Here is a 19771-nt window from a genome sequence, read left to right as displayed (position 1 = left end):
GGGTTTTCTGTTTATTTCTTCTGTTCTAGTTTGAGTGGAGCTGCGATGTTCTTTTGTACTTTTTTCCCTTTTAATACGTCGTTTGCAGCACCGACTGCCAGTTGACCGATCAGCTCTGGCTGCTGCGCAACCGTTGCAGAGAGCTTTCCTGCTTTGATCGAGCTGAGTGCATCTTCGTTGCCGTCAAAGCCAACGACAAGAATGTCTTTCCCAGAGCTTTGAATCGCTTCTAGTGCGCCGAGAGCCATTTCATCATTGTGGGCAAAAACGGCTTTGATGTCAGGGTTTCCTTGAAGAAGGTTTTCCATGACATTCAGTCCTTTTGTCCGGTCGAAGTCAGCAGCTTGTTTTGCAGTCACTTTTAGATCTTTATCCGCTATTTGATGGAATCCTTTTCCACGCTCACGTGTAGCGGAAGCGCCTGGTACGCCTTCTAATTCAGCGACTTTTGCTCCTTTGCCAACTTTGTCGATGATAAAGTTAGCTGCCATTTCTCCGCCTTTGACGTTATCTGAGGCGACAAGTGCTTCTACCTTTCCACTTTCGGCTGAGCGGTCTAATGTGATGACAGGTATATCTGAAGCGTTTGCTGATTCGACAGCGGTTGATATGGCAGATGAATCCGCTGGGTTGATGAGCAATGCGTCGACACCTTGCTGAATTAAATCTTCTACATCACTTGTTTGTTTAGCTGAATCATTTTGTGCATCTGCAATCACGACTTCAATGCCAAGCTTTTTTGCTTCTTTTGTCACACCGTTTTTCAGAGAAACGAAGAATGGGTTATTTAATGTCGAGATCGACAGACCGATTTTGACGTCTTTTTTCTTGCCATCCTTAGATGACTTGGCCCACTCCGGCGGTTCAAGCGAGCAGGCAGAAAGCAGAAACAAAGAGAGAGTCAGGATGAGAATAAGATATTTTTTCATAGCAGCTGCCTCCTTAAGCAGATTTCTTTCTGTCTAGCAGGACTGCAATCAAGATGACAATCCCTTTCACAACAGATTGATAGAATGATGAAACACCAAGTAAGTTCATACCATTGTTCAGGACACCTATAATGAGCACCCCGATGAGTGTGCCGACAATTCGTCCTCTTCCGCCGGACAGGCTTGTCCCGCCAAGTACGACGGCAGCAATGGCATCAAGCTCATAGGACGTACCAGCTGTTGGCTGCGCTGAATTTAGGCGAGACGTTAAGATCGCACCTGCTAAGGCAGACATGAAGCCTGCTAATGAATAGATCATAATTTTCACGCGCGGTACTTTGATTCCTGAGATGAGAGCCGCTTTTTCATTCCCGCCGATGGCATATGTTCTTCTGCCGAAAGGTGTTTTATGAAGCAGTACCCAAAGTACGATAAAGGTGAGAAGCATCGTGATCGCTGGAACAGGAATGCCTAAGAAATATCCGCGGCCGAATAACTGAAAGGCATAGTTAGAGCCAAGCCCAGTAATTGGGTTTCCGTCTGTATAAACGAGTGTCAAACCTCTGAAAATCGTCATCGTGGCAAGCGTTGCGATAAAAGGAGCCATTTTTCCTTTTGTAATTAAAAGACCGTTGATCATCCCAAGAACGGCACCGATGATACAGCCGACGATAATGGCTAAAATCGGGTCCATGCCAGAAACGATAAAGCCGGCAGTCAGGGCACTGGACAGTGCAAGAATGGCACCGACAGATAAATCAATGCCTCCAGTTAAAATAACAAACGTCATCCCAAAGGCAATGAGGGCATTAATGGAGATTTGTCTCAGTAAGTTTAAGATGTTTAATGGCTCTAAAAAGGCCGGGTTTAAAATAGAAACAATGGCGACAAGGATGATGAGTCCTAAGAATGGCCCAAGCTTTTGCATGATGTGATCAAATCGTCCATTTGAAGTAAGTGGTTTCATGTTACTTCCCTCCTGTAGCTAGTGTCATAATTCGTTCCTGCGTTGCTTCTGTTTTTTCTAATTCTCCGCTGATGGTTCCTTCATGAATGACGAGCACTCGATCGCTCATCCCGAGTATCTCTGGGAGTTCAGAGGAGACCATTAAAATGGCAACGCCTCGATCGGTCAATTCATTCATTAACTGATAGATTTCTCGTTTCGCTCCGACGTCGACACCTCGTGTCGGTTCATCTAAAATCAAGACCTTCGGCTGTATGCCGATCCATTTGGCAATGACGACTTTTTGCTGATTTCCACCAGACAGGCTTCGGGCAGAGATGTCAGAGGAAGCCGTTTTAATCGTCAGTCTTTTAATGAGCAGGTCGACAAAATCCTGTTCAGTTTTCTTATCAATCAATCCCTTTGGAGAGAAGCTTTTTAAGTTTGGCAGACCGATGTTTTCTCGGATGGATGCATCAAGCATGAGCCCTTCATCCTTGCGATCCTCTGTGATAAAGCCGATGCCGAGCTTGACGGCATCACTTGGTTTTTTAATAACAGCCCTTTTTCCATGAACCCAGATTTCTCCTTGGTCAAGAGGATCAAGGCCAAACAGTGACCGCATCATTTCGGTTCGGCCAGCACCCATTAAGCCTGCAACACCAACGATTTCTCCAGCCTTAACTGAGAAATTGATATCTTGAAATCGTCCTTTTCTCGACGCTTGTTTCACCTCAAGGACAATGTCTCCTGTAGAAGGCGTTCGCTCGGGATATCGATCTGTCAATTCACGGCCGACCATTTTCTTGACGACTTCATGGAAATTCGTTTCAGGTATGGCTTTCGTATCGACCGTTTTCCCATCACGCATGATCGTAATCCGGTCACAGATTGCAAAGATTTCCTCCATACGGTGAGAAATATAGACAATGGAAACGCCTTCTTTTTTGAGAGATTCAATGACCTGGAAGAGCTTCTCGATTTCCCGTTCCGTAAGAGCTGCTGTCGGCTCATCCATGATGATGACCTTTGCATCGGTCATTAATGCTTTTGCAATCTCAATCATCTGTTTTTGTCCAACAGAACAGCTGCCAGCCTCTTGTTCAAGTGAGAGATTCACAGATAAACGGTCCAGCTGCGTTTGGGCGAGGGTCTTCATTTTCTTAGTATCTAGCAGTCCGAGTTTCGTATAGATTTCTTTCCCGATGAATAGATTCTCCAAGACGGTCATATCCGGCCATATGTTGAGCTCCTGATGAATGAAGGCGATGCCGTGCTGTTCCGCTTCCTTCGGATTTTTGAAAGCGGTTTCTTTTCCGTCGATTTGTATCGTTCCTTGATCTAAAGAATAAAGACCTGTAAGCAGATTCATTAAAGTTGATTTTCCCGCACCATTTTCACCCATGAGTGCGTGGACTTCACCTGTGACGAGGTCAAAGGAGACCCCGGAGAGAACGGTGTTTTTTCCAAAAGCCTTATGGATGTTATGCATCTCTATGTTCATATCTGGCTCCTCCTTTTAAAAGATGACACCGGCATGAAGAATGCAGTTTGCGTATGGGGTGGCTTCACCCGTTCGAATGACTGCTTTTGCCTGTTTGGTCATGTCTTTGAACGTCTCGTGGTCTACTTCATGTAACGGTTTTGAGAGCGCTTTCTTAAGAAATAAATGATCTCGTTCATTGGCTTCTTTGATTTCACTAGCTACAGTGATGTTTTCAACGGCCATTTCCTGAAGAAGGAGGGAGGTGACCTCCTGAAAGGATGGTATGCCGATTGATAACGCCAAGTCGATTTTGACTGGACCTTCTGGGATAGGGAGACCACAGTCTGCGATGACGATTGTATCTGTGTGGCCAAGATCAGCAAGCACCTTGGCGATATGGCTGTTTAGGATGCCGTTTTTTTTCATTTCTTTTTCTCCAATTCTTCTCTTGTTGGCATACCGCCTTGTGCGCCAAACTTTGTGACGGACATTGATGCGGCAAGATTGGCAAAGGCAAGTGCGTCATAGAGGGATTTGCCTTCTGTTAGAGCGACAGCCAAGGCTCCGTTAAAGGTATCGCCAGCTCCTGTTGTATCGACTGCTTCGACAGGAACGCCTGGAACCAACACGTCTTTCGTTCCATCAAAATATCGAACCCCATTTTTTCCTTCTGTGATCAATAATTTGTTAGGGTATTGACGCAAGGCATCACTGGTTGGCAGACCATCAAACATTAGAACAGCTTCATGTTCATTCGGTGTAATGTAAGCAGCCTGCTCTAAAACCTGCTGCGATACTTTGCGGGCTGGTGCAGGGTTTAAAATGACAGGGATTTCTTTTTCACTGCAAATGGCGCAGACCGCTTCGACCGTTTCTTCAGGTATTTCCTGCTGGATGAGAACCATCCCGATATTATCAATTGTAGAAAAGGCCTCTCTTACATAGTCAGGAGTGACCTCATTATTTGCCCCTTTGACCACAACAATGCTGTTATCACCTTCTGCTAAAATGATATGAGCTGTGCCGCTCTCCATTTCAGTAACCGGTTTCATATATGAGGTGCGGACACCTTGTGTTTCTAAATTGCTGAGAATATCCTGACCATAAGCGTCATCACCAACGCGGCCGACCATATATACATCTGCACCGAGTCTGGCACTTGCGACTGCCTGATTGGCACCTTTTCCGCCGGGGACGGTTTTAAACGATTCACCTAAAACCGTTTCACCGGCATTTGGCCGTTTATCTGATGTGACGACTAAATCCATTGAACAGCTTCCTACTACAACAATATGACTCATTGTGAATCCACCTTTCTTGTGGTCTCTCGTTCAATAAAAGAGACGGGCATTTGAATAACTGGTTCATCTATCGGTTGTTTCTGAATCGCTTTGATTAACAGCTGTGCCGCTTCTTTTCCCATCTCATAGGCGGGCTGCCTTATGGTCGATAAGGAAGGGAAGAGCAGCTCACTTTGCGGAATATCATCAAATCCAATGATTTGAACGTCTCCTGGAATGGCTTTTCCGATCCGAAGCGCTTCATGGATGACCGCTGTTGCGACGATATCATTGCTGGCAATGATCCCATCTGTTTCAGGGTACAGCTGGAAAAGGGCCTTGGCGCTTTTTCGGGCTTCTTGAAAGGAAAATGAAGCATTTGACATCACATGAAAGTCGACGCCTGTTTCCGTGAGAACATCGAGTGCGCCTTTGAATCGCTGCCGCGCTGTTTGCAGATGGGCAGGTCCTTTTAACAGTGTGATCTGCCGGCTGCCGCGTCTGATTAATTCCATTGCCGCCATTTTCCCGCCAGCTGCAGCATCTGCAAAAACAGAAGGTGCATGTGGGACCGTTCGATCTAAAAACACAACAGGTAGATCATCATCATTGTATATATCTGATTCAGGTTCATTTGTGACCGCAATGACACCGACTACTTGATTTTGTTTAAAGGTTTGTAAGTAAGCCATTTCCTTCGCTCGATCTTCATCACTGTTCCCGAATAATAACCGAAAACCGTGCGCATGAATCTCATCCTCAACGCCTCTAGCAAGCTGAGGAAAGAAGGGATTTGTGATATCAGGCAAGATTAAGCCGATTAAGCGTGATTCTCTTTTAAAAAGGGATCTAGCCACTTCATTGGGAAAGTAGTTCAACTCCTGCATCGCTTGTGTCACGCGAATTTTCGTATCTGAATGAACATATCCAGTATCATTGAGCACGCGTGAAACAGTGGCAACAGACACTTGTGCAGCTTTTGCAACATCTTTAATTGTAGCCAATGGAGAGCCTCCCTTCATGAATGTGTAACCGTTTACACACATAGATTATCACGAAAGCATCAAAATGACAATCTAAAAAAAATAAAAAAAGAAAAGAAAGAAGGCTTCTTCCTTTTCTTAACTAATAATACCTGTTTGTGTAATGTTCACTTTCACTTTTGGAATGATTTTCACCTTCGGATAATCGGTGACCCAGTTCATTTTCATATATTCATCATAGTGTTTTACCCTATATTTTCTGCCAAGGCTTAGGACGTCAGAATTTGCTTCTTGCAGGGCCGCAATGACTCTTTCGGCGTCTTTAGTCAAAATAGCTGACAGCCTTTTATTTAACATTTTAATTTTCTTGTCTGTATCTAAATTATCTTTCGGATATTCAATAATAGAGGTATTGAATTCAAACTCAAGAGAGAAGGTTACGTTTCGATGATCAGGATTGACGATTTTAATGTCTCTCTTTGTATCGGTAACTTGAATGCTGATGTAATTGTTCTCCTTTGATTTCATATCACTTCTTACTTTTTTTGTGAAGTTTGCATAACTGCCCATTTTTCCATCCATGATGGTGAGCAGAATGGCATCCTGCGCATAAAGTTCACCTTTCTTTTTCTCATTATCAAATAAGGCGACCCCCCTTACACTCGTTAACTTTTTTGATTTATCGTAGTAGAGTAATGGCAGTGTGAAATCCTCGCCGGTTTGCAGCATTTTGGACCGGATGTTTTGAATGTTCTTAGGTGCAACTTGTGAGGAGCGTGATGCAGAAGTGATCAGGTTGTTTAAATAGTCGCTCACAATCAGTTTTTCCTTGAGCAGAGAATTGATTAAGTCCACACAGCTCCCGCCTTGCACCACCGCCAAGTTTGCGAGCAAAGGGCTTTTGGGATCGCGATAAAACATATCTAAGTAAGGGAGCAGCCGGTTTTGGGCAAATTCATCACCGATTAGCAGCACCCGCATTTTCGACAAATCAATTTTTTGGTCTACACTCCGGCTAAAGTTGCTTCTTGCTTTTCTTAAAGTAGGCGCCTCGGTTGTGAGAACAGTAGTTAAATAACTGCCAGTATTCCCTTGCTGCATACTTTGAGATTGCTGCACCTTTCGATAGGTAATTGAATATTTCGCATTGTCATCTTCTCCTTGATCAACGGCTGAAGTTAAAACAAGAGAGATGTCTTTTAATAGGTTTTGATCCCAGCAGCCAGGCATGAAAATGAGAGAAACACACATAAGCAGCGTCAACATGTACTTATGATGCATGTGATTTCACCTTCTTTTTGCGGTGTTTGATCAAGATGATAACGGCCATCATGATTGGAAGTGTGTAAATAAATGAATATTGTGCAGCGGTAGTGAAGTCGTTGAATCGCTGTATTCTAAAGTTATCAGTTGAAAGAAAACAGCTTGCAGCATAAATCAAAATGGCAAAATAATAGACATATTTTTTGTGTTTTTTTTTCTTCAGTATACTCGACACACCATTTGCACAAAAGTACAGGTAATTACTTAGTGTGGCTAGAATGACAAAGACCCAAAAGCTTAGGAAAATTAAATCTGTCCGCTCAATGACACCGAATGTAATGGTTTTTAACAGATACAAAACAGGATTCGGGATGACATCAAGCTCAGCCGGGCTGAAAAACATAAAACAAATTAATGTAATAAATAGGTAGTAAAGCGTCGTGCATATATTTGAAATGGTCATCACTTTATATCGTTGCTTAATGGTGCCCTTCATCAGTGGAGAGATGATCAAAATCATCTCGAATCCATTCATTGACAGTACCACGTCCTTCAATCCAAGCTGAAATTGAGAGATATCCGTTTGGAAAAAAGGCAGGAGGTAATCAATATTGGTTCCTTTCAATGAATAGAACATCAATAGAGAGAGCATGAGCAAAAAGGGAGTTAAGATAAAATTAAACCTGACAATGGCTGTAATTTGCTCCTTTGCGATATAGACAATGCATATCATCAGTAATAGGTTAATCACCCAGTTTGGTGTGAGCGGGAGCACCCATATGCCAAGAATCCTTGTGAATATAGAAAGGACCACAATGCAAACCGAAGCAAAGTATACCGTATAGAGCACGACCAAGGTGCGTCCAATCCATTTTCCAAAGACCTTAATCAGCGTTTGAAAGAATGACGTTTCTGGATATTTGTAGATGATATAAAGAAAAATGGTATTGATGATCTGGATGAAAAAACAAGCTAAAATAATTGCCATCCAGCCATCGTGTCCCATGTCTTTCATCAGCAAATGGGGGAGCGCTAAAATACCAACACCAATTTGAGACTGGATGATAAAAAAAACAGCTTGAGGTGGAGATATTTTATTTTTCATTTTTCTTTTCCCACCCTCTCAGTTCTTCAATTTGTTTTTTCTTTTGCGGATTTAAATAAACAGGGCGGTTTTTGTACATCCACATTGGGAGTCGAACTACAGTATCTTTTAAATCCTGCCAGTTAAAAGGAGTAACAGATGATAAATATGGTACCCCTAGTGATTCTAAGCGGCATAAATTCATGAGAATAATGGCGAGCCCAAATGAAATGCCAATAAAACCAAACATTGATGCCATAAACATGAGCGGGAAACGAAGCATCCTGATGGTGGACGTCATTTCAAACGATGGAAGTACAAATGAAGCGACAGCCGTCACAGCGACTACAATCACTTGGACATTCGAAATAAGTCCTGCTTGTACAACCGCATCCCCAATGACCAAACCACCTACGATTCCAATGGTCTGCCCGATTGGTTTAGGCAGACGTACCCCAGCCTCCCGTATAAGTTCAATCGTGATCTCCATCAGCATAGCCTCTATCAATGGAGGAAAAGGAATGCCAATAATAGAGTTCTTCATCGTAATAGCGAGTTCATCTGGGACAACCTCATAATGAAACGCAATAACAGCAATATAAAAAGATGGCAATATAACTGCGATAATGCAAGCAAGATAACGAAGAATACGAATAAACGTAGCAGGAATCCAGCGGCTGTTATAATCATCTGGTGACTGAAAGAAACTAAAGAACGTGATAGGCAGAATGATGGCCATTGGACTGCCATTCATGAGTACGACTATCCTGCCTTCAAGGATCGCAGATCTCACCTTGTCTGGACGTTCTGTGTCAATCAGCTGCGGGAAAATAGAAAATGAATCTTCCTCAATTGCCTCAACGATAGAGCCAGGACTTATCAGTGTGTCTACTTTAATAGAAGAAATCCGTCTGTTGACTTCTTCGACCTTTTCTTGATTGGCAATATCAGATATATACACCGTTGCAAGCTTTGTTTCCGATTTTGTACCGACCTTATGATATTGAATGGCGAGCTTCCGATCATTTAAATGCGAACGCAGTAAGTAGATATTGGTATCAAGGCTTTCAACAAACCCGTCATGTGCACCCGCGATAATACTTTCAGAAGAAGGTTCAGAAATAGAGCGAAGCGGCGGCTGTCCGACAGCAAACAGCTTGATTTGCGAGGAGTTTTCATCAAGAAAGGCAATACTTCCCGCAATAATACTGTCTGTGATCAGTGTCAAGTCGCCTGTTTCAAGTGTGCTAAGAGATTTTATATAATTCTGCTTTCCAGGAGAGCCTAACAAGTTACCGATAATGAAATCATTTAGTTTTCCTTCATCTATTCTTGTTTTAATAAAAAACAGTGCAGATTTCGTTTCATTCACCATCAACTCTCGGTACTCAAAGTCGCCGCTTTGCTGAAATGTTTTTTTTAGGATACGGATTTTTTCCTCGAAGCTGCCTGATAAAAAATGCAGGCGTGTCTGCTCATTGGTGTTTGGCATCTTTAGCCTCCTCTCACAGATTTTTTACCCATAGTGTAAGCGGAGAAGCGAATTTTATTCGTCTCCTTTGGGGAAAGCCTGACATAAGCTGACAACTTTCAACTAAATTCACATTAAAAATGTTAAGAAATGATGAATCTTGATAAAAACAAATGAATAATGTTTCATTGTTTAGGTCATAAGATGCGAATCTCGTAAAGAGAAGGTACACCAAAATGATCAAATATTTACATCTTATCCCAATTTTTCGTGACCTAAAAATAAGCAGATGACTTGATTTTTTTAGAGGTGACCTTTGTCATAGGTCAACACACAGCGATCTGACCAATGAGAATGACTTTCTAACCTGTTCATTCAAAAATATAAAACATTCCAAAACACGCACTATTCATTTAAAGCGCTGATATGACTGTTGTTATAGAGAAGAGCGGGCTTTAAAACATTGATTCAAAATACATCTTAATAATTGTCAAAAAATTTAGGGAGAAAAGGACAAAAGATTTTCGGATCATTGATGGTAACGCTTTCTCATGAATTCAGCGGAAATTCAGACTGATTTTTGTCCGCCTTTTGGCCTTTTCATTTAAAGGATGGGTAGGCAAAAAAGCCTTCTGATTAGAGGAATTTGGCATACGAGGAAGTGAAAGATTATGTTACATAATACCGATTGTGATTTTATGCTGAACAGATATACTGTTGATTGAATTTACATATCACACTCATAAAAAAAGGAGATGTAGATAGCGATGTGGTTAATCGTTATAGCCTGTGTCATCATGTTAGGGATTGGCTTTATTGAAAAGAAGCGTCATCAGAAAAATATCGATGCCCTGCCGGTGCGCGTCAATATTAATGGTATTCGCGGAAAGTCTACCGTCACAAGATTGACAACCGGTATCTTAATGGAGGCAGGTTATAAAACTGTCGGTAAAACAACGGGAACGGATGCAAGAATGATTTATTGGGATACGCCAGAGGAGAAACCGATTAAAAGGAAACCGCAAGGACCGAATATCGGAGAGCAGAAAGAAGTTATGAGAGAAACAGTTGAAAGAGGAGCAAATGCTATCGTCAGTGAATGTATGGCGGTAAATCCAGATTACCAAATTATCTTTCAGGAAGAGCTGCTTCAAGCAAACATTGGCGTGATCGTAAACGTTCTTGAAGACCATATGGACGTCATGGGGCCGACACTTGATGAAATAGCAGAAGCCTTTACAGCGACAATTCCTTACAATGGACACTTGGTTATTACGGATAGTGAATATACGGATTTCTTTAAAGAGATTGCGAAAAAACGCAACACAGAAGTCATTGTTGCAGATAATTCCAAGATTTCCGATGAGTTTTTGAGGAAATTTGAGTACATGGTTTTCCCAGATAATGCTTCACTGGCACTTGGTGTTGCCCAAGCATTAGGGATTGATGAAGATACGGCATTCAGAGGAATGTTAAATGCGCCGCCTGATCCAGGAGCGATGAGAATTCTTCCATTAATGGACGCGAAAACGCCTGGACACTTTGTAAATGGATTTGCGGCAAATGACGCAGCATCTACATTGAACATTTGGAAGCGTGTGAAAGAAATTGGATATCCAACAGATGAACCGATTATTATTATGAACTGCCGTGCGGATCGGGTAGATAGAACGATCCAGTTTGCGGAGGATGTACTTCCATATATTGAAGCAAGTGATCTTGTCTTAATTGGTGAAACAACAGATCCAATTGTGAAGGCATATGAGGAAGGGAAAATTCCGGCTGACCACTTACACAACCTTGAATATCAATCTACAGAAGAAATTATGAATATGCTTGAGAAAAAGCTTCATAATCGAGTGGTTTATGGAGTCGGCAATATCCATGGTGCCGCTGAACCGTTAATCGAAAAAATTCAAGAATACAAAATTAAGCAGCTTGTCAGCTAGGAGGAAATATAGAAAATGTTCGGATCAGATCTTTATATCTCGTTAATTTTAGGTGTTCTACTTAGTTTAATCTTTGCAGAAAAAACAGGAATCGTACCAGCTGGACTTGTTGTTCCGGGTTATCTGGCGCTTGTATTTAACCAGCCAGTCTTCATTTTAGTCGTCTTATCTGTCAGCTTGCTTACGTACGTCATCGTTCGCTTTGGTCTATCAAAATTTATGATTTTATACGGACGCAGAAAGTTTGCTGCGATGCTGATTACAGGGATTGCTTTGAAACTGATATTTGATTTCTTCTATCCAGTGGTCCCATTTGAAATAGCAGAATTCCGCGGAATTGGAATCATCGTTCCTGGATTGATTGCGAATACGATTCAAAAGCAAGGTCTTACAATTACCCTTGGAAGCACGTTACTTCTAAGTGGTGCAACATTTGCCATCATGTATGTTTACTATCTATTTTAAGATAAGGTGTGTCCAATGATGAATAAAAAATTGAGCTTTCAGGAAAAGCTGCTGAAAATCACAAAGAATCAAAAGAAAAAGACGAATAAACATGTACTGATTGCTTTACCGATCGTTATTGCTTGTACATTTCTATTTACGTTTATCGGGCAAGCACAAGTGCCAACTGTACAAAAGAATCCAGAAAACATCCTGACCGCTTCGTTTGTCGGTGACATTATGTTTGGAAGAAACGTAGAGAAAGTAACAGACCGCTATGGAAAAGAGCATCTCTTTCGTTATGCCAAGCCATATTTTGATGTGTCAGATTATGTGACAGGCAACTTTGAGCATCCTGTCGCTTCAGATAAGGAGCAGGCAGCCCAAAAGAATATTCATTTAAAAACAGATGAAGATTCTGTCCAAGCGTTGAAGGATTTAAATTTCTCTGTCTTAAACTTTGCGAATAACCATGCGGCAGACTATGGTGAAAAAGGGCTGAACAACACGATCAATGCCTTTGAACAAAATGGCATGGATTATACAGGTGCAGGCCGTAACCTCCAAGATGCGAAGCAGAACATTTCGTACAAAGAAGTAAATGGTGTCAAAATTGCTACACTTGGTTTTACAGATGTGTATGGGAAAGATTTCAAAGCAACGAATCGCCAGGCGGGTATTCTGCCAGCCGATCCATCTATCTTTATTCCGATGATTTCGCAGACTGCTGAAAAGGCAGATCTCGTCGTTGTTCATGCTCATTGGGGACAGGAGTACAACAATGAAGTAAACGACAGACAAAGAGAATTGGCAAGAGCGATGTCTAAGGCCGGAGCCGATATCATTATCGGTGCTCATCCGCACGTCCTTGAACCAATGGAAGTCTATAACGGAACAGCGATTTTCTATAGTCTAGGCAACTTTATTTTTGATCAAGGCTGGTCAAGAACACGTGATTCTGCACTTGTTCAGTATCATCTGAATGAAGATGGAAAAGCGACATTTGAAGTTGTCCCAATGTACATCAAAGAAGCAACACCTGCTCCAGTAAAAGCAGGATCTCTAGAATCAAAAGCCATTATCCGTATGCTGACCAATGGAACGAATGCGGATTGGAAAGAAAAAGACGGACACATTTTCTTTGAAGTAGATCACGCTGATAAAGTTAAAAACTTAAAAGAAAACGGAGGGAAAGAGAAGAAATGAAATTCCTAAAAGCAAGCTGGCCGTTTGTTGCGTTAATTTTAGTCTTTGTCTTTATGTCTGCTTTTAAATTTAGTGACAGTCTGACAGATCACGAAAAACAAAAGATTTCGGTTGAAATGCAGAAAATTGAACAGCAAAAGCAGTCAAAAGCGGAAGCAGGTAAATAACCTAAAAAGGATAAAGGGCACGCACATCGCGTGCTCTTTTTTTGTCGAAATACGGTGTAAAATGAAAGGTGTCATGTCGAAACTATAGAAGAAAGGAGGGAAAGGATCATGAAATGGAAAGGAATGTTAATTGGAGGGTGTGCGCTTGTAGGGCTGATGTTCATGTCTCAAACAGCGGTTTCTGCTCAAACACCATCTCTTTTGGAGCAAGCGGAAAAGCTGATTGGAACACCTTATCATAAAGGAGGAACCGATCCAAAAACGGGCTTTGATGCATCTGGGTTTATTCAATATGTGTACAAGACATCCGAAACATTTGATTTGCCGCGGAAGGTCATCGACCAATATCAGATTGGAAAAAAGGTATCATGGGATAAAGCGCAGCCCGGTGACCTTGTGTATTTCCGAAGCCTTGAAGAAACGAAGGATATCCCAACACATGTGGCGTTGTACGCTGGGAACAATCAGGTTATCCACATCACGCTTAGTCAAGGTGTGGTGAGAACAGATGTCAGCAAAAGCAAATATTGGACTGATCGATTTTATGCGGTCAAACGACTGCCTGGCACACAAGAAATTTCTGATAACCCTCTTGTGAAAGATGCGATGACCTACTTGGGAATTCCTTATGTGTTTGGAGGAGCAGATCCAAAGACTGGATTCGACTGCTCAGGATTTTTACAGTATTTATTTGAAAAATCACTTGGAATCTATTTACCTCGAAGTGCTGAACAGCAGTGGATCGTTGGAGAAAAAGTGGCATTAGACGATATCCGCCCTGGGGATTTTGTTTTTTTTAGTAACACATATAAGCCCGGAATTTCTCATGTAGGTATGTATATTGGAGGCGACCGCTTTATTCATGCGAGCCGTTCTGAAAGTGTGACAATTTCTTATTTGTCTGAATCGTATTGGCGCGAGAAATGGACAGGTGCGAAACGATTAACAGATCTGGAGCTTGCGAAAGAGGACCCTATCGTATCAAAAGCCGCTACGTATATTGGTGAAGTCCCTTATGTCAAAGGCGGTACGAATCCAAAGGAAGGATTTGATACAGCAGGGTTCACGCAGTACGTGTATCAAGAAGTGCTTGGCATTGAGCTGCCCCGCTATGCATCAGGTCAAGTTAAAGCAGGTACACCTGTGAAACGTTCTGAGCTTCAGCCGGGAGATCTTGTCTTCTTCAGCGGAACAACATTGATGCCGGCGATATATGCAGGATCAAATCAAGTCATTCATGTGACTGTCTCAAACGGTGTTGTCTTAACCAATATGAAAACAAGTACGTACTGGAAGGACAAATATGAAACGGCTGTTAGAATCAAAAAATAAAGAAAAAGCCCGATCAATACTTGTATCGGACTTCTGGACTTCTCTCTAGGCGCTGATCAGACAAGCGTCTTTTTTTCATGGAATTGATTTTGTAAAAGAAGATCAATAAAATAAGCGACACCATCTTCATGATTTCCTTTTGTGATGAAGGTGCTCTTTTCTTTAATGACATCAACAGCATTCCCCATTGCAATGCGGTGGCCTGCTTCTTCAAACATAGAAAGATCGTTTGGGCTGTCACCAATTGCATAAATATGTGAGCGGTCTACACCATAATGGGCTGCGAGCTTTTTCAGGGCATGTCCTTTTCCAGACTCTTTTGGCAGCACCTCAATAATATGTTTACCAGACGAGGTCAATGAAAGCTCGGGCATGTCTGCCAGAAGATTTCGTGCTTCGTTCAGTTTGTTCATATCAAACGAGAAGCAGAGTAATTTATAGGTCGGTTCGTTCGACTCAAAAATCTCACGTATATCATCCACTGGTTTGATGCCAAATTGTTTAAATTGCGTCATGGCTCCTTCCCATAGATCAGCGAGATCCTCATTTGGGTTTGCGCTTTTGATCAGATCAAATTCTGCTTTCAGCTTCTCTTTTCCATCAAAAGGAGAGAGGAGAGCATCATCTGTATAGACTTCAAAGTAAATGTTTCGTTCCACTAATGCCTTTGCAGCCCGCTTGCCCGCTTCTTGGTCCAATGTGATACGGCTGAAGAGCTCGTATCCTTCTGTATGGACAGTCCCGCCGTTTGCCGCAATAATGGGGATGTCCAAATCGCCAAGCAGCTCCTTTACATCAAAAGTTGCCCGCCCTGTACAGATGGTCACAATATAGCCAGCATCCTTCGCACGAATCAATGCCTCTCGGTTTTGTGCGGATATTTCACTTTTTGTATTTAAGAGTGTACCGTCTAAATCAATCGCAATCATTTTTTTCATCGCTGTCAAATCCTCCTTCATTCATGCAATAGCCTCTTCAAAGTATGTACGATTTCCTTCATTCTCATAAAAAAGGAAGGTTGATTCCTCTCTATCAAGGCTAAACAAAAATGAGTGAATGATCAAGGAAATAAGAAAAAGCGCCCCAAAGGGACGCTTTTATTTATGATAATTCAAGCTGCTTCTTCAATTCAGTTTTCACTTCGTTCAGCTGGTTTTGATCCAATTGGAAATAATAAACACCGTTTGGCTGGTAATCAGATCCTTTAAGCTGAATGGTATCAACCGATTTCAATGATGTCAGAAGCGGGAAAAGACCGACTAACTCCTTCATTGAAAGGGTGGTAGACACATTATCGCCGAGAGTATCAATGATATTGTCGTATGACGGAATAGATGTTAATGATTTTGATTTATCAAAAATGGCTTTTAACACTTCCATTTGACGCTGTCCACGCATTAAATCACTATCTGCTTTTCTTGTTCTCACATATGCGAGCGCTTGATCACCATCTAGTGTATGAGTTCCAGTTTGAAGCACAACCTTGCCTTTTGTATCCTTTTTAATCTGTTTCACAAGATACTCATCCTTGATGTTAATAGGAACACCGTTTAATTCGTTGACGATTTCTTTAAACGCTACGAAATTACTTTGAATGACAAAATCGACCGGAATATCTAGTAAATCTTCAACTGTGCTCACTGTTAAATCTGCACCGCCAAATGCGTGTGCGTGAGTAATTTTATCAAAACCGTGGCCTGGAATATTAACGTATGAGTCCCTAGGAATGCTTAATAATTTAACGGTTTTATTTGTGCGGTTAATGGTTGCCAAAACCATTGCGTCACTTCGTGCTTGTTTCACTGTTTCGCCCGGTCTGCTGTCAATTCCAAGCAGCAAGACAGAAAAACTGTCTTTTCCTGGATCGAATGCTTCAATTCGTTTCACAGATTGTGCGCCGCGATCAAGAGATACTTGAGCCTTTTTAGCAGCATTGGTTATTTTATAGTAGGCATAGCCTGTGACTGAAGCCGTTGTCAGTAAAAGAATACTAATGATAAAAAGAGTGACTTTCACCCATGGTTTTAAACGCTTTTTTCCTTTGCGTTTACTTCGTGATTGATCCATATATTTTAAACCCTCGCTATGATTTTATAGTAAAGATGTCCTTCTTTCTGCTTACAAACTAAAACAAATATACCTTAAAACGGGATATAGTGCGACATTTTTTTCACTAACGCTTAATTGACGTTTCCTTCTCGTAAAAAGTTTCAAAGATACACAAATGAAATATATTTGTCATAAAACATCGAAATGTTTGAAATGACAGGAAGTGAGGAAAATGACTTTTCATAGAGTACAGAGACAAAAGTGGGGTTATGTATATGAAAAATCGGAATGGATGGCTTTATTTCTTCGGCGCCCTTGGCGGTGCCTTATATGGCTATGATACAGGTGTCATCTCTGGCGCCATCTTATTTATGAAAGAAGATTTAGGTTTAAATGCGTTTACAGAGGGGCTTGTCGTCAGCTCGATTTTAATCGGGGCGATGCTTGGTTCCTCTCTTTCTGGAAAGCTGACAGACCAATTTGGGCGGAAAAAAGCCATCATCGCCGCAGCTATTTTGTTTATTATCGGTGGATTTGGTACAGCTCTTGCCCCGAATACGGAAGTGATGATCTTATTCCGAATTGTACTAGGGCTCGCTGTCGGGTGCTCGACAACGATTGTTCCATTATATTTATCTGAACTTGCGCCAAAAGAATCACGAGGGGCACTGTCCTCTTTAAACCAGCTCATGATCACATTTGGTATTCTTCTTGCCTATATTGTGAACTACGCTTTAGCGGATGCAGAGGCATGGCGCTTGATGCTTGGAATTGCGGTTGTTCCTTCTGTTCTTTTATTATTCGGGATTTTGTTTATGCCGGAAAGTCCCCGCTGGCTGTTTGTCTACGGACAGGCTGACCGTGCGAAGGAGATATTATCTAAACTCAGAAAAAGTAAGCAAGAAGTGGAAGAAGAAATTTCAGATATTCAAAAGGCGGAAAGTGAAGAGAAAGGCGGTTTTAAGGAATTATTTGAGCCATGGGTACGCCCAGCATTGATTGCTGGTGTCGGCCTTGCCTTTCTGCAGCAGTTTATCGGTACAAATACGATCATTTACTATGCACCAAAAACATTCACAAGTGTTGGCTTTGGGAATTCAGCAGCGATTTTAGGAACTGTCGGAATTGGTGCAGTGAATGTCATCATGACGTTTGTTGCCATTAAAATCATTGACCGTGTAGGGCGTAAAGCGCTGCTCCTATTTGGGAATGCAGGAATGGTCCTTAGTTTAATTGTCCTGTCAGTGGTCAACCGATTTTTTGAAGGATCACCAGCAGCAGGATGGACAACCGTTATTTGTTTGGGTCTCTTTATCGTCATCTTTGCTGTCAGCTGGGGTCCTGTCGTTTGGGTGATGCTTCCAGAGCTGTTCCCAGTACATGTCAGGGGAATCGGTACAGGTGTCTCGACCTTCCTTCTTCATACAGGAAATTTAATCATCTCGCTGACATTCCCAGCTTTATTAAGCGCGATTGGTATCAGTAATCTTTTCCTCATCTATGCGGTCATTGGCGTAGGCGCCTTCTTATTTGTGAAATACTTGGTGACCGAAACGAAGGGGAAAAGTCTTGAAGAAATTGAAGAAGATTTAAAAAAGAGAAATCGTGCCGTCGCAAGTGGCGAAGGAAAAACGGTATGAACAATGGCCAGCTGCCGTGTGCAGCTGGTTTTTCTATGTTAAACAAACGTTTAATCAAGAAAGGACATTCCCTCATCTTCTGAACGTGCTGCCTATCACATACATATGGAACAGGCGGGAGAAAGGTGGAAATGAGATGAAAGGGAAAACAAGCATTGTCATGCTGACGTACAATGAACTGCATTTGACGAAAACATGTATCGATAGCATGAAACAGCATACGAATAGTGACCAATATGAACTCATCATCGTCGATAATGCATCAACTGACGGCACGAAGGAATATGTAAGAGAGCTGGATGATGTGATTTTCATTGATAATGAAGAGAATGAAGGTTTTGCAAAGGGATGTAATCAAGGGGCAAAAAAAGCTTCTGGAGACAGCATTCTCTTTTTAAATAATGACACGATCGTGACGGAAAATTGGCTTTCTCCATTAAAAGAGGCGCTATTCGCTTCAGAACGAATTGGGATGGTGGGACCCGTCTCTAATTATGTGAGCGGCCCTCAGATGGTCCAGCCATCGTATACAGATGTGAAGGAGCTCCCAGCCTTTGCTAAGGAGTATACGTCTAAGAGAAAAGGTAAGAGAACTTATGTGCACCGGCTTGTAGGGTTTTGCTTGCTCGTGAAAAGAAAGCTGATCGAGGATGTGGGATTATTTGATGAGCGGTTTGTATATGGATCATTTGAGGATGACGATCTATGTTTGCGTTCATTACTAAAAGGATATCAGCTGCAAATTGTGCATGATTCCTTTGTGCATCATCATGGTCATGCTACCTTTAATGCCAATCAAGCAACGAACATCTCTACACTGTTTACTGAGAATAGACTTCGATTTTTAGATAAGTGGGGCATAGATCTAAATTTGATCACTCCTCATCCGTATTTTGCGGAATTACTCCCTGAGGACGCTGCTCGCGTGCTGGATGTTGGGTGCGGAGCGGGCGCAACTGGGCTTGAACTGATGAATCGGCAGTCGGTACACATGTACGGGGTAGAGGCAGATACATTAAAAGCAGCGGTCGCAAAGGCGTATTATGAAGAAGTCATCGAGGCAAATGCAGATGAATACCCATGGTCAGAGAAAGAGGCCTTTTTTGATGCGGTCATTTTTTCGGATGTTTTAGAGCATGTGTCAGATCCTTGGCACATCATTGAGCAAGCGCACGCCTCTTTAAAGCCAGGCGGTGTTATCATTTGCTGCCTGCCTAACATGATGCATGCAGAGGTGCTTCTTCCTTTGATGACAGGTGATTTTACTTATCAAGATGTAGGAATCTTAGACCGAACCCATATACGGTTCTTCACACCAAACACCATGCGTGCGCTTTTCCCAGACCAATTATTTGAACGCGTGATCGAGCAGCGGATCAATGTACAGATTGATCAAAACATCCAATTGTTTTTTGACGAGGTGGCGAGGATAGGAGCATCACTTGGCTTTCAAACAAAAGCGTTGTCTGATCAAGTGACTTTGTATCAGCTTCTCATTGTCGTACGTAAAAAAGGCGGCTCTCTTTTGGGATAACCGCCTTT

At 42.0% G+C, this 19771-nt stretch carries 18 protein-coding genes; 7 read left to right on the top strand and 11 right to left on the bottom strand.

Going from position 1 to position 19771, the window contains the following annotated elements:
- Positions 1 to 11 precede the first annotated feature (11 nt).
- The 9 genes from rbsB to MHB41_RS16555 all read right to left on the bottom strand — a co-directional run bounded on the left by rbsB (position 12) and on the right by MHB41_RS16555 (position 9463).
- Positions 12 to 929: a ribose ABC transporter substrate-binding protein RbsB gene (gene rbsB, locus MHB41_RS16595; protein WP_268481130.1), complete on the bottom strand. Its 918-nt coding sequence runs from the start codon at positions 927 to 929 to the stop codon at positions 12 to 14.
- A 13-nt stretch (positions 930 to 942) separates the two neighbouring features.
- On the bottom strand, positions 943 to 1896 hold the full coding sequence (gene rbsC / locus MHB41_RS16590) for a ribose ABC transporter permease RbsC (protein ID WP_024423678.1): 954 nt from the start codon (positions 1894 to 1896) through the stop codon (positions 943 to 945).
- Between the two features lies 1 nt (position 1897).
- Positions 1898 to 3379, bottom strand: a complete 1482-nt coding sequence (locus tag MHB41_RS16585; RefSeq protein ID WP_081124932.1) for a sugar ABC transporter ATP-binding protein — start codon at positions 3377 to 3379, stop codon at positions 1898 to 1900.
- A gap of 15 nt (positions 3380 to 3394) precedes the next feature.
- Positions 3395 to 3787, bottom strand: a complete 393-nt coding sequence (gene rbsD, locus MHB41_RS16580; RefSeq protein ID WP_081124929.1) for a D-ribose pyranase — start codon at positions 3785 to 3787, stop codon at positions 3395 to 3397.
- Positions 3784 to 4662, bottom strand: a complete 879-nt coding sequence (gene rbsK, locus MHB41_RS16575) for a ribokinase (RefSeq protein ID WP_070326100.1) — start codon at positions 4660 to 4662, stop codon at positions 3784 to 3786. The genes rbsD and rbsK overlap by 4 nt, the downstream gene beginning before the upstream one ends.
- A complete protein-coding gene (locus MHB41_RS16570) occupies positions 4659 to 5645 on the bottom strand; it encodes a LacI family DNA-binding transcriptional regulator (protein ID WP_176967154.1) in 987 nt (328 codons plus the stop codon). Before MHB41_RS16570 ends, rbsK begins: the two co-directional genes overlap by 4 nt.
- 117 nt (positions 5646 to 5762) lie before the next feature.
- Entirely contained in the window at positions 5763 to 6905 is a 1143-nt protein-coding gene (locus tag MHB41_RS16565) for a Ger(x)C family spore germination protein (protein ID WP_075621605.1), read from the bottom strand.
- Positions 6895 to 7992, bottom strand: coding sequence for a GerAB/ArcD/ProY family transporter (locus tag MHB41_RS16560; protein WP_041108093.1), 1098 nt, complete (start codon positions 7990 to 7992; stop codon positions 6895 to 6897). The genes MHB41_RS16565 and MHB41_RS16560 overlap by 11 nt, the downstream gene beginning before the upstream one ends.
- On the bottom strand, positions 7982 to 9463 hold the full coding sequence (locus MHB41_RS16555; RefSeq protein ID WP_217008703.1) for a spore germination protein: 1482 nt from the start codon (positions 9461 to 9463) through the stop codon (positions 7982 to 7984). The genes MHB41_RS16560 and MHB41_RS16555 overlap by 11 nt, the downstream gene beginning before the upstream one ends.
- Positions 9464 to 10209: 746 nt before the next feature.
- Between MHB41_RS16555 and pgsB the strand changes: the two genes are divergently transcribed.
- The 5 genes from pgsB (at position 10210) to MHB41_RS16530 (ending at position 14540) form a co-directional block, all read left to right on the top strand.
- Positions 10210 to 11391, top strand: coding sequence for a poly-gamma-glutamate synthase PgsB (pgsB, locus tag MHB41_RS16550; protein ID WP_024423670.1), 1182 nt, complete (start codon positions 10210 to 10212; stop codon positions 11389 to 11391).
- Between the two features lie 15 nt (positions 11392 to 11406).
- Positions 11407 to 11856 (top strand): poly-gamma-glutamate biosynthesis protein PgsC, encoded by a 450-nt coding sequence (pgsC, locus tag MHB41_RS16545; protein WP_007497520.1) that lies wholly within the window; start codon positions 11407 to 11409, stop codon positions 11854 to 11856.
- An 18-nt stretch (positions 11857 to 11874) separates the two neighbouring features.
- Positions 11875 to 13041, top strand: a complete 1167-nt coding sequence (locus MHB41_RS16540; protein ID WP_217008704.1) for a CapA family protein — start codon at positions 11875 to 11877, stop codon at positions 13039 to 13041.
- Entirely contained in the window at positions 13038 to 13208 is a 171-nt protein-coding gene (locus tag MHB41_RS16535; RefSeq protein ID WP_087976066.1) for a hypothetical protein, read from the top strand. The genes MHB41_RS16540 and MHB41_RS16535 overlap by 4 nt, the downstream gene beginning before the upstream one ends.
- Positions 13209 to 13316: 108 nt before the next feature.
- Positions 13317 to 14540 (top strand): C40 family peptidase, encoded by a 1224-nt coding sequence (locus MHB41_RS16530; RefSeq protein WP_340899851.1) that lies wholly within the window; start codon positions 13317 to 13319, stop codon positions 14538 to 14540.
- Between the two features lie 56 nt (positions 14541 to 14596).
- Here the strand turns inward: MHB41_RS16530 and MHB41_RS16525 are convergent, their stop codons facing one another.
- Together MHB41_RS16525 and MHB41_RS16520 are read right to left on the bottom strand one after the other, a co-directional pair.
- On the bottom strand, positions 14597 to 15478 hold the full coding sequence (locus tag MHB41_RS16525) for a Cof-type HAD-IIB family hydrolase (RefSeq protein ID WP_176544449.1): 882 nt from the start codon (positions 15476 to 15478) through the stop codon (positions 14597 to 14599).
- Between the two features lie 163 nt (positions 15479 to 15641).
- Positions 15642 to 16607, bottom strand: coding sequence for an LCP family protein (locus MHB41_RS16520; protein WP_025093927.1), 966 nt, complete (start codon positions 16605 to 16607; stop codon positions 15642 to 15644).
- 257 nt (positions 16608 to 16864) lie between these two features.
- Between MHB41_RS16520 and MHB41_RS16515 the strand changes: the two genes are divergently transcribed.
- Positions 16865 to 18229, top strand: a complete 1365-nt coding sequence (locus MHB41_RS16515; RefSeq protein WP_340899855.1) for a sugar porter family MFS transporter — start codon at positions 16865 to 16867, stop codon at positions 18227 to 18229.
- Positions 18230 to 18365: 136 nt separating this feature from the next.
- Entirely contained in the window at positions 18366 to 19763 is a 1398-nt protein-coding gene (locus tag MHB41_RS16510) for a bifunctional glycosyltransferase family 2 protein/class I SAM-dependent methyltransferase (protein ID WP_340899857.1), read from the top strand.
- Positions 19764 to 19771: the final 8 nt, after the last annotated feature.

Origin of the sequence: Bacillus sp. FSL H7-0578, assembly GCF_038630855.1 — a bacterium.
Taxonomy (GTDB): domain Bacteria; phylum Bacillota; class Bacilli; order Bacillales; family Bacillaceae; genus Bacillus; species Bacillus safensis.
The sequence above is the reverse complement of the archived record's forward strand: the minus strand, read 5'-3'. Positions and strand labels throughout refer to the sequence as shown.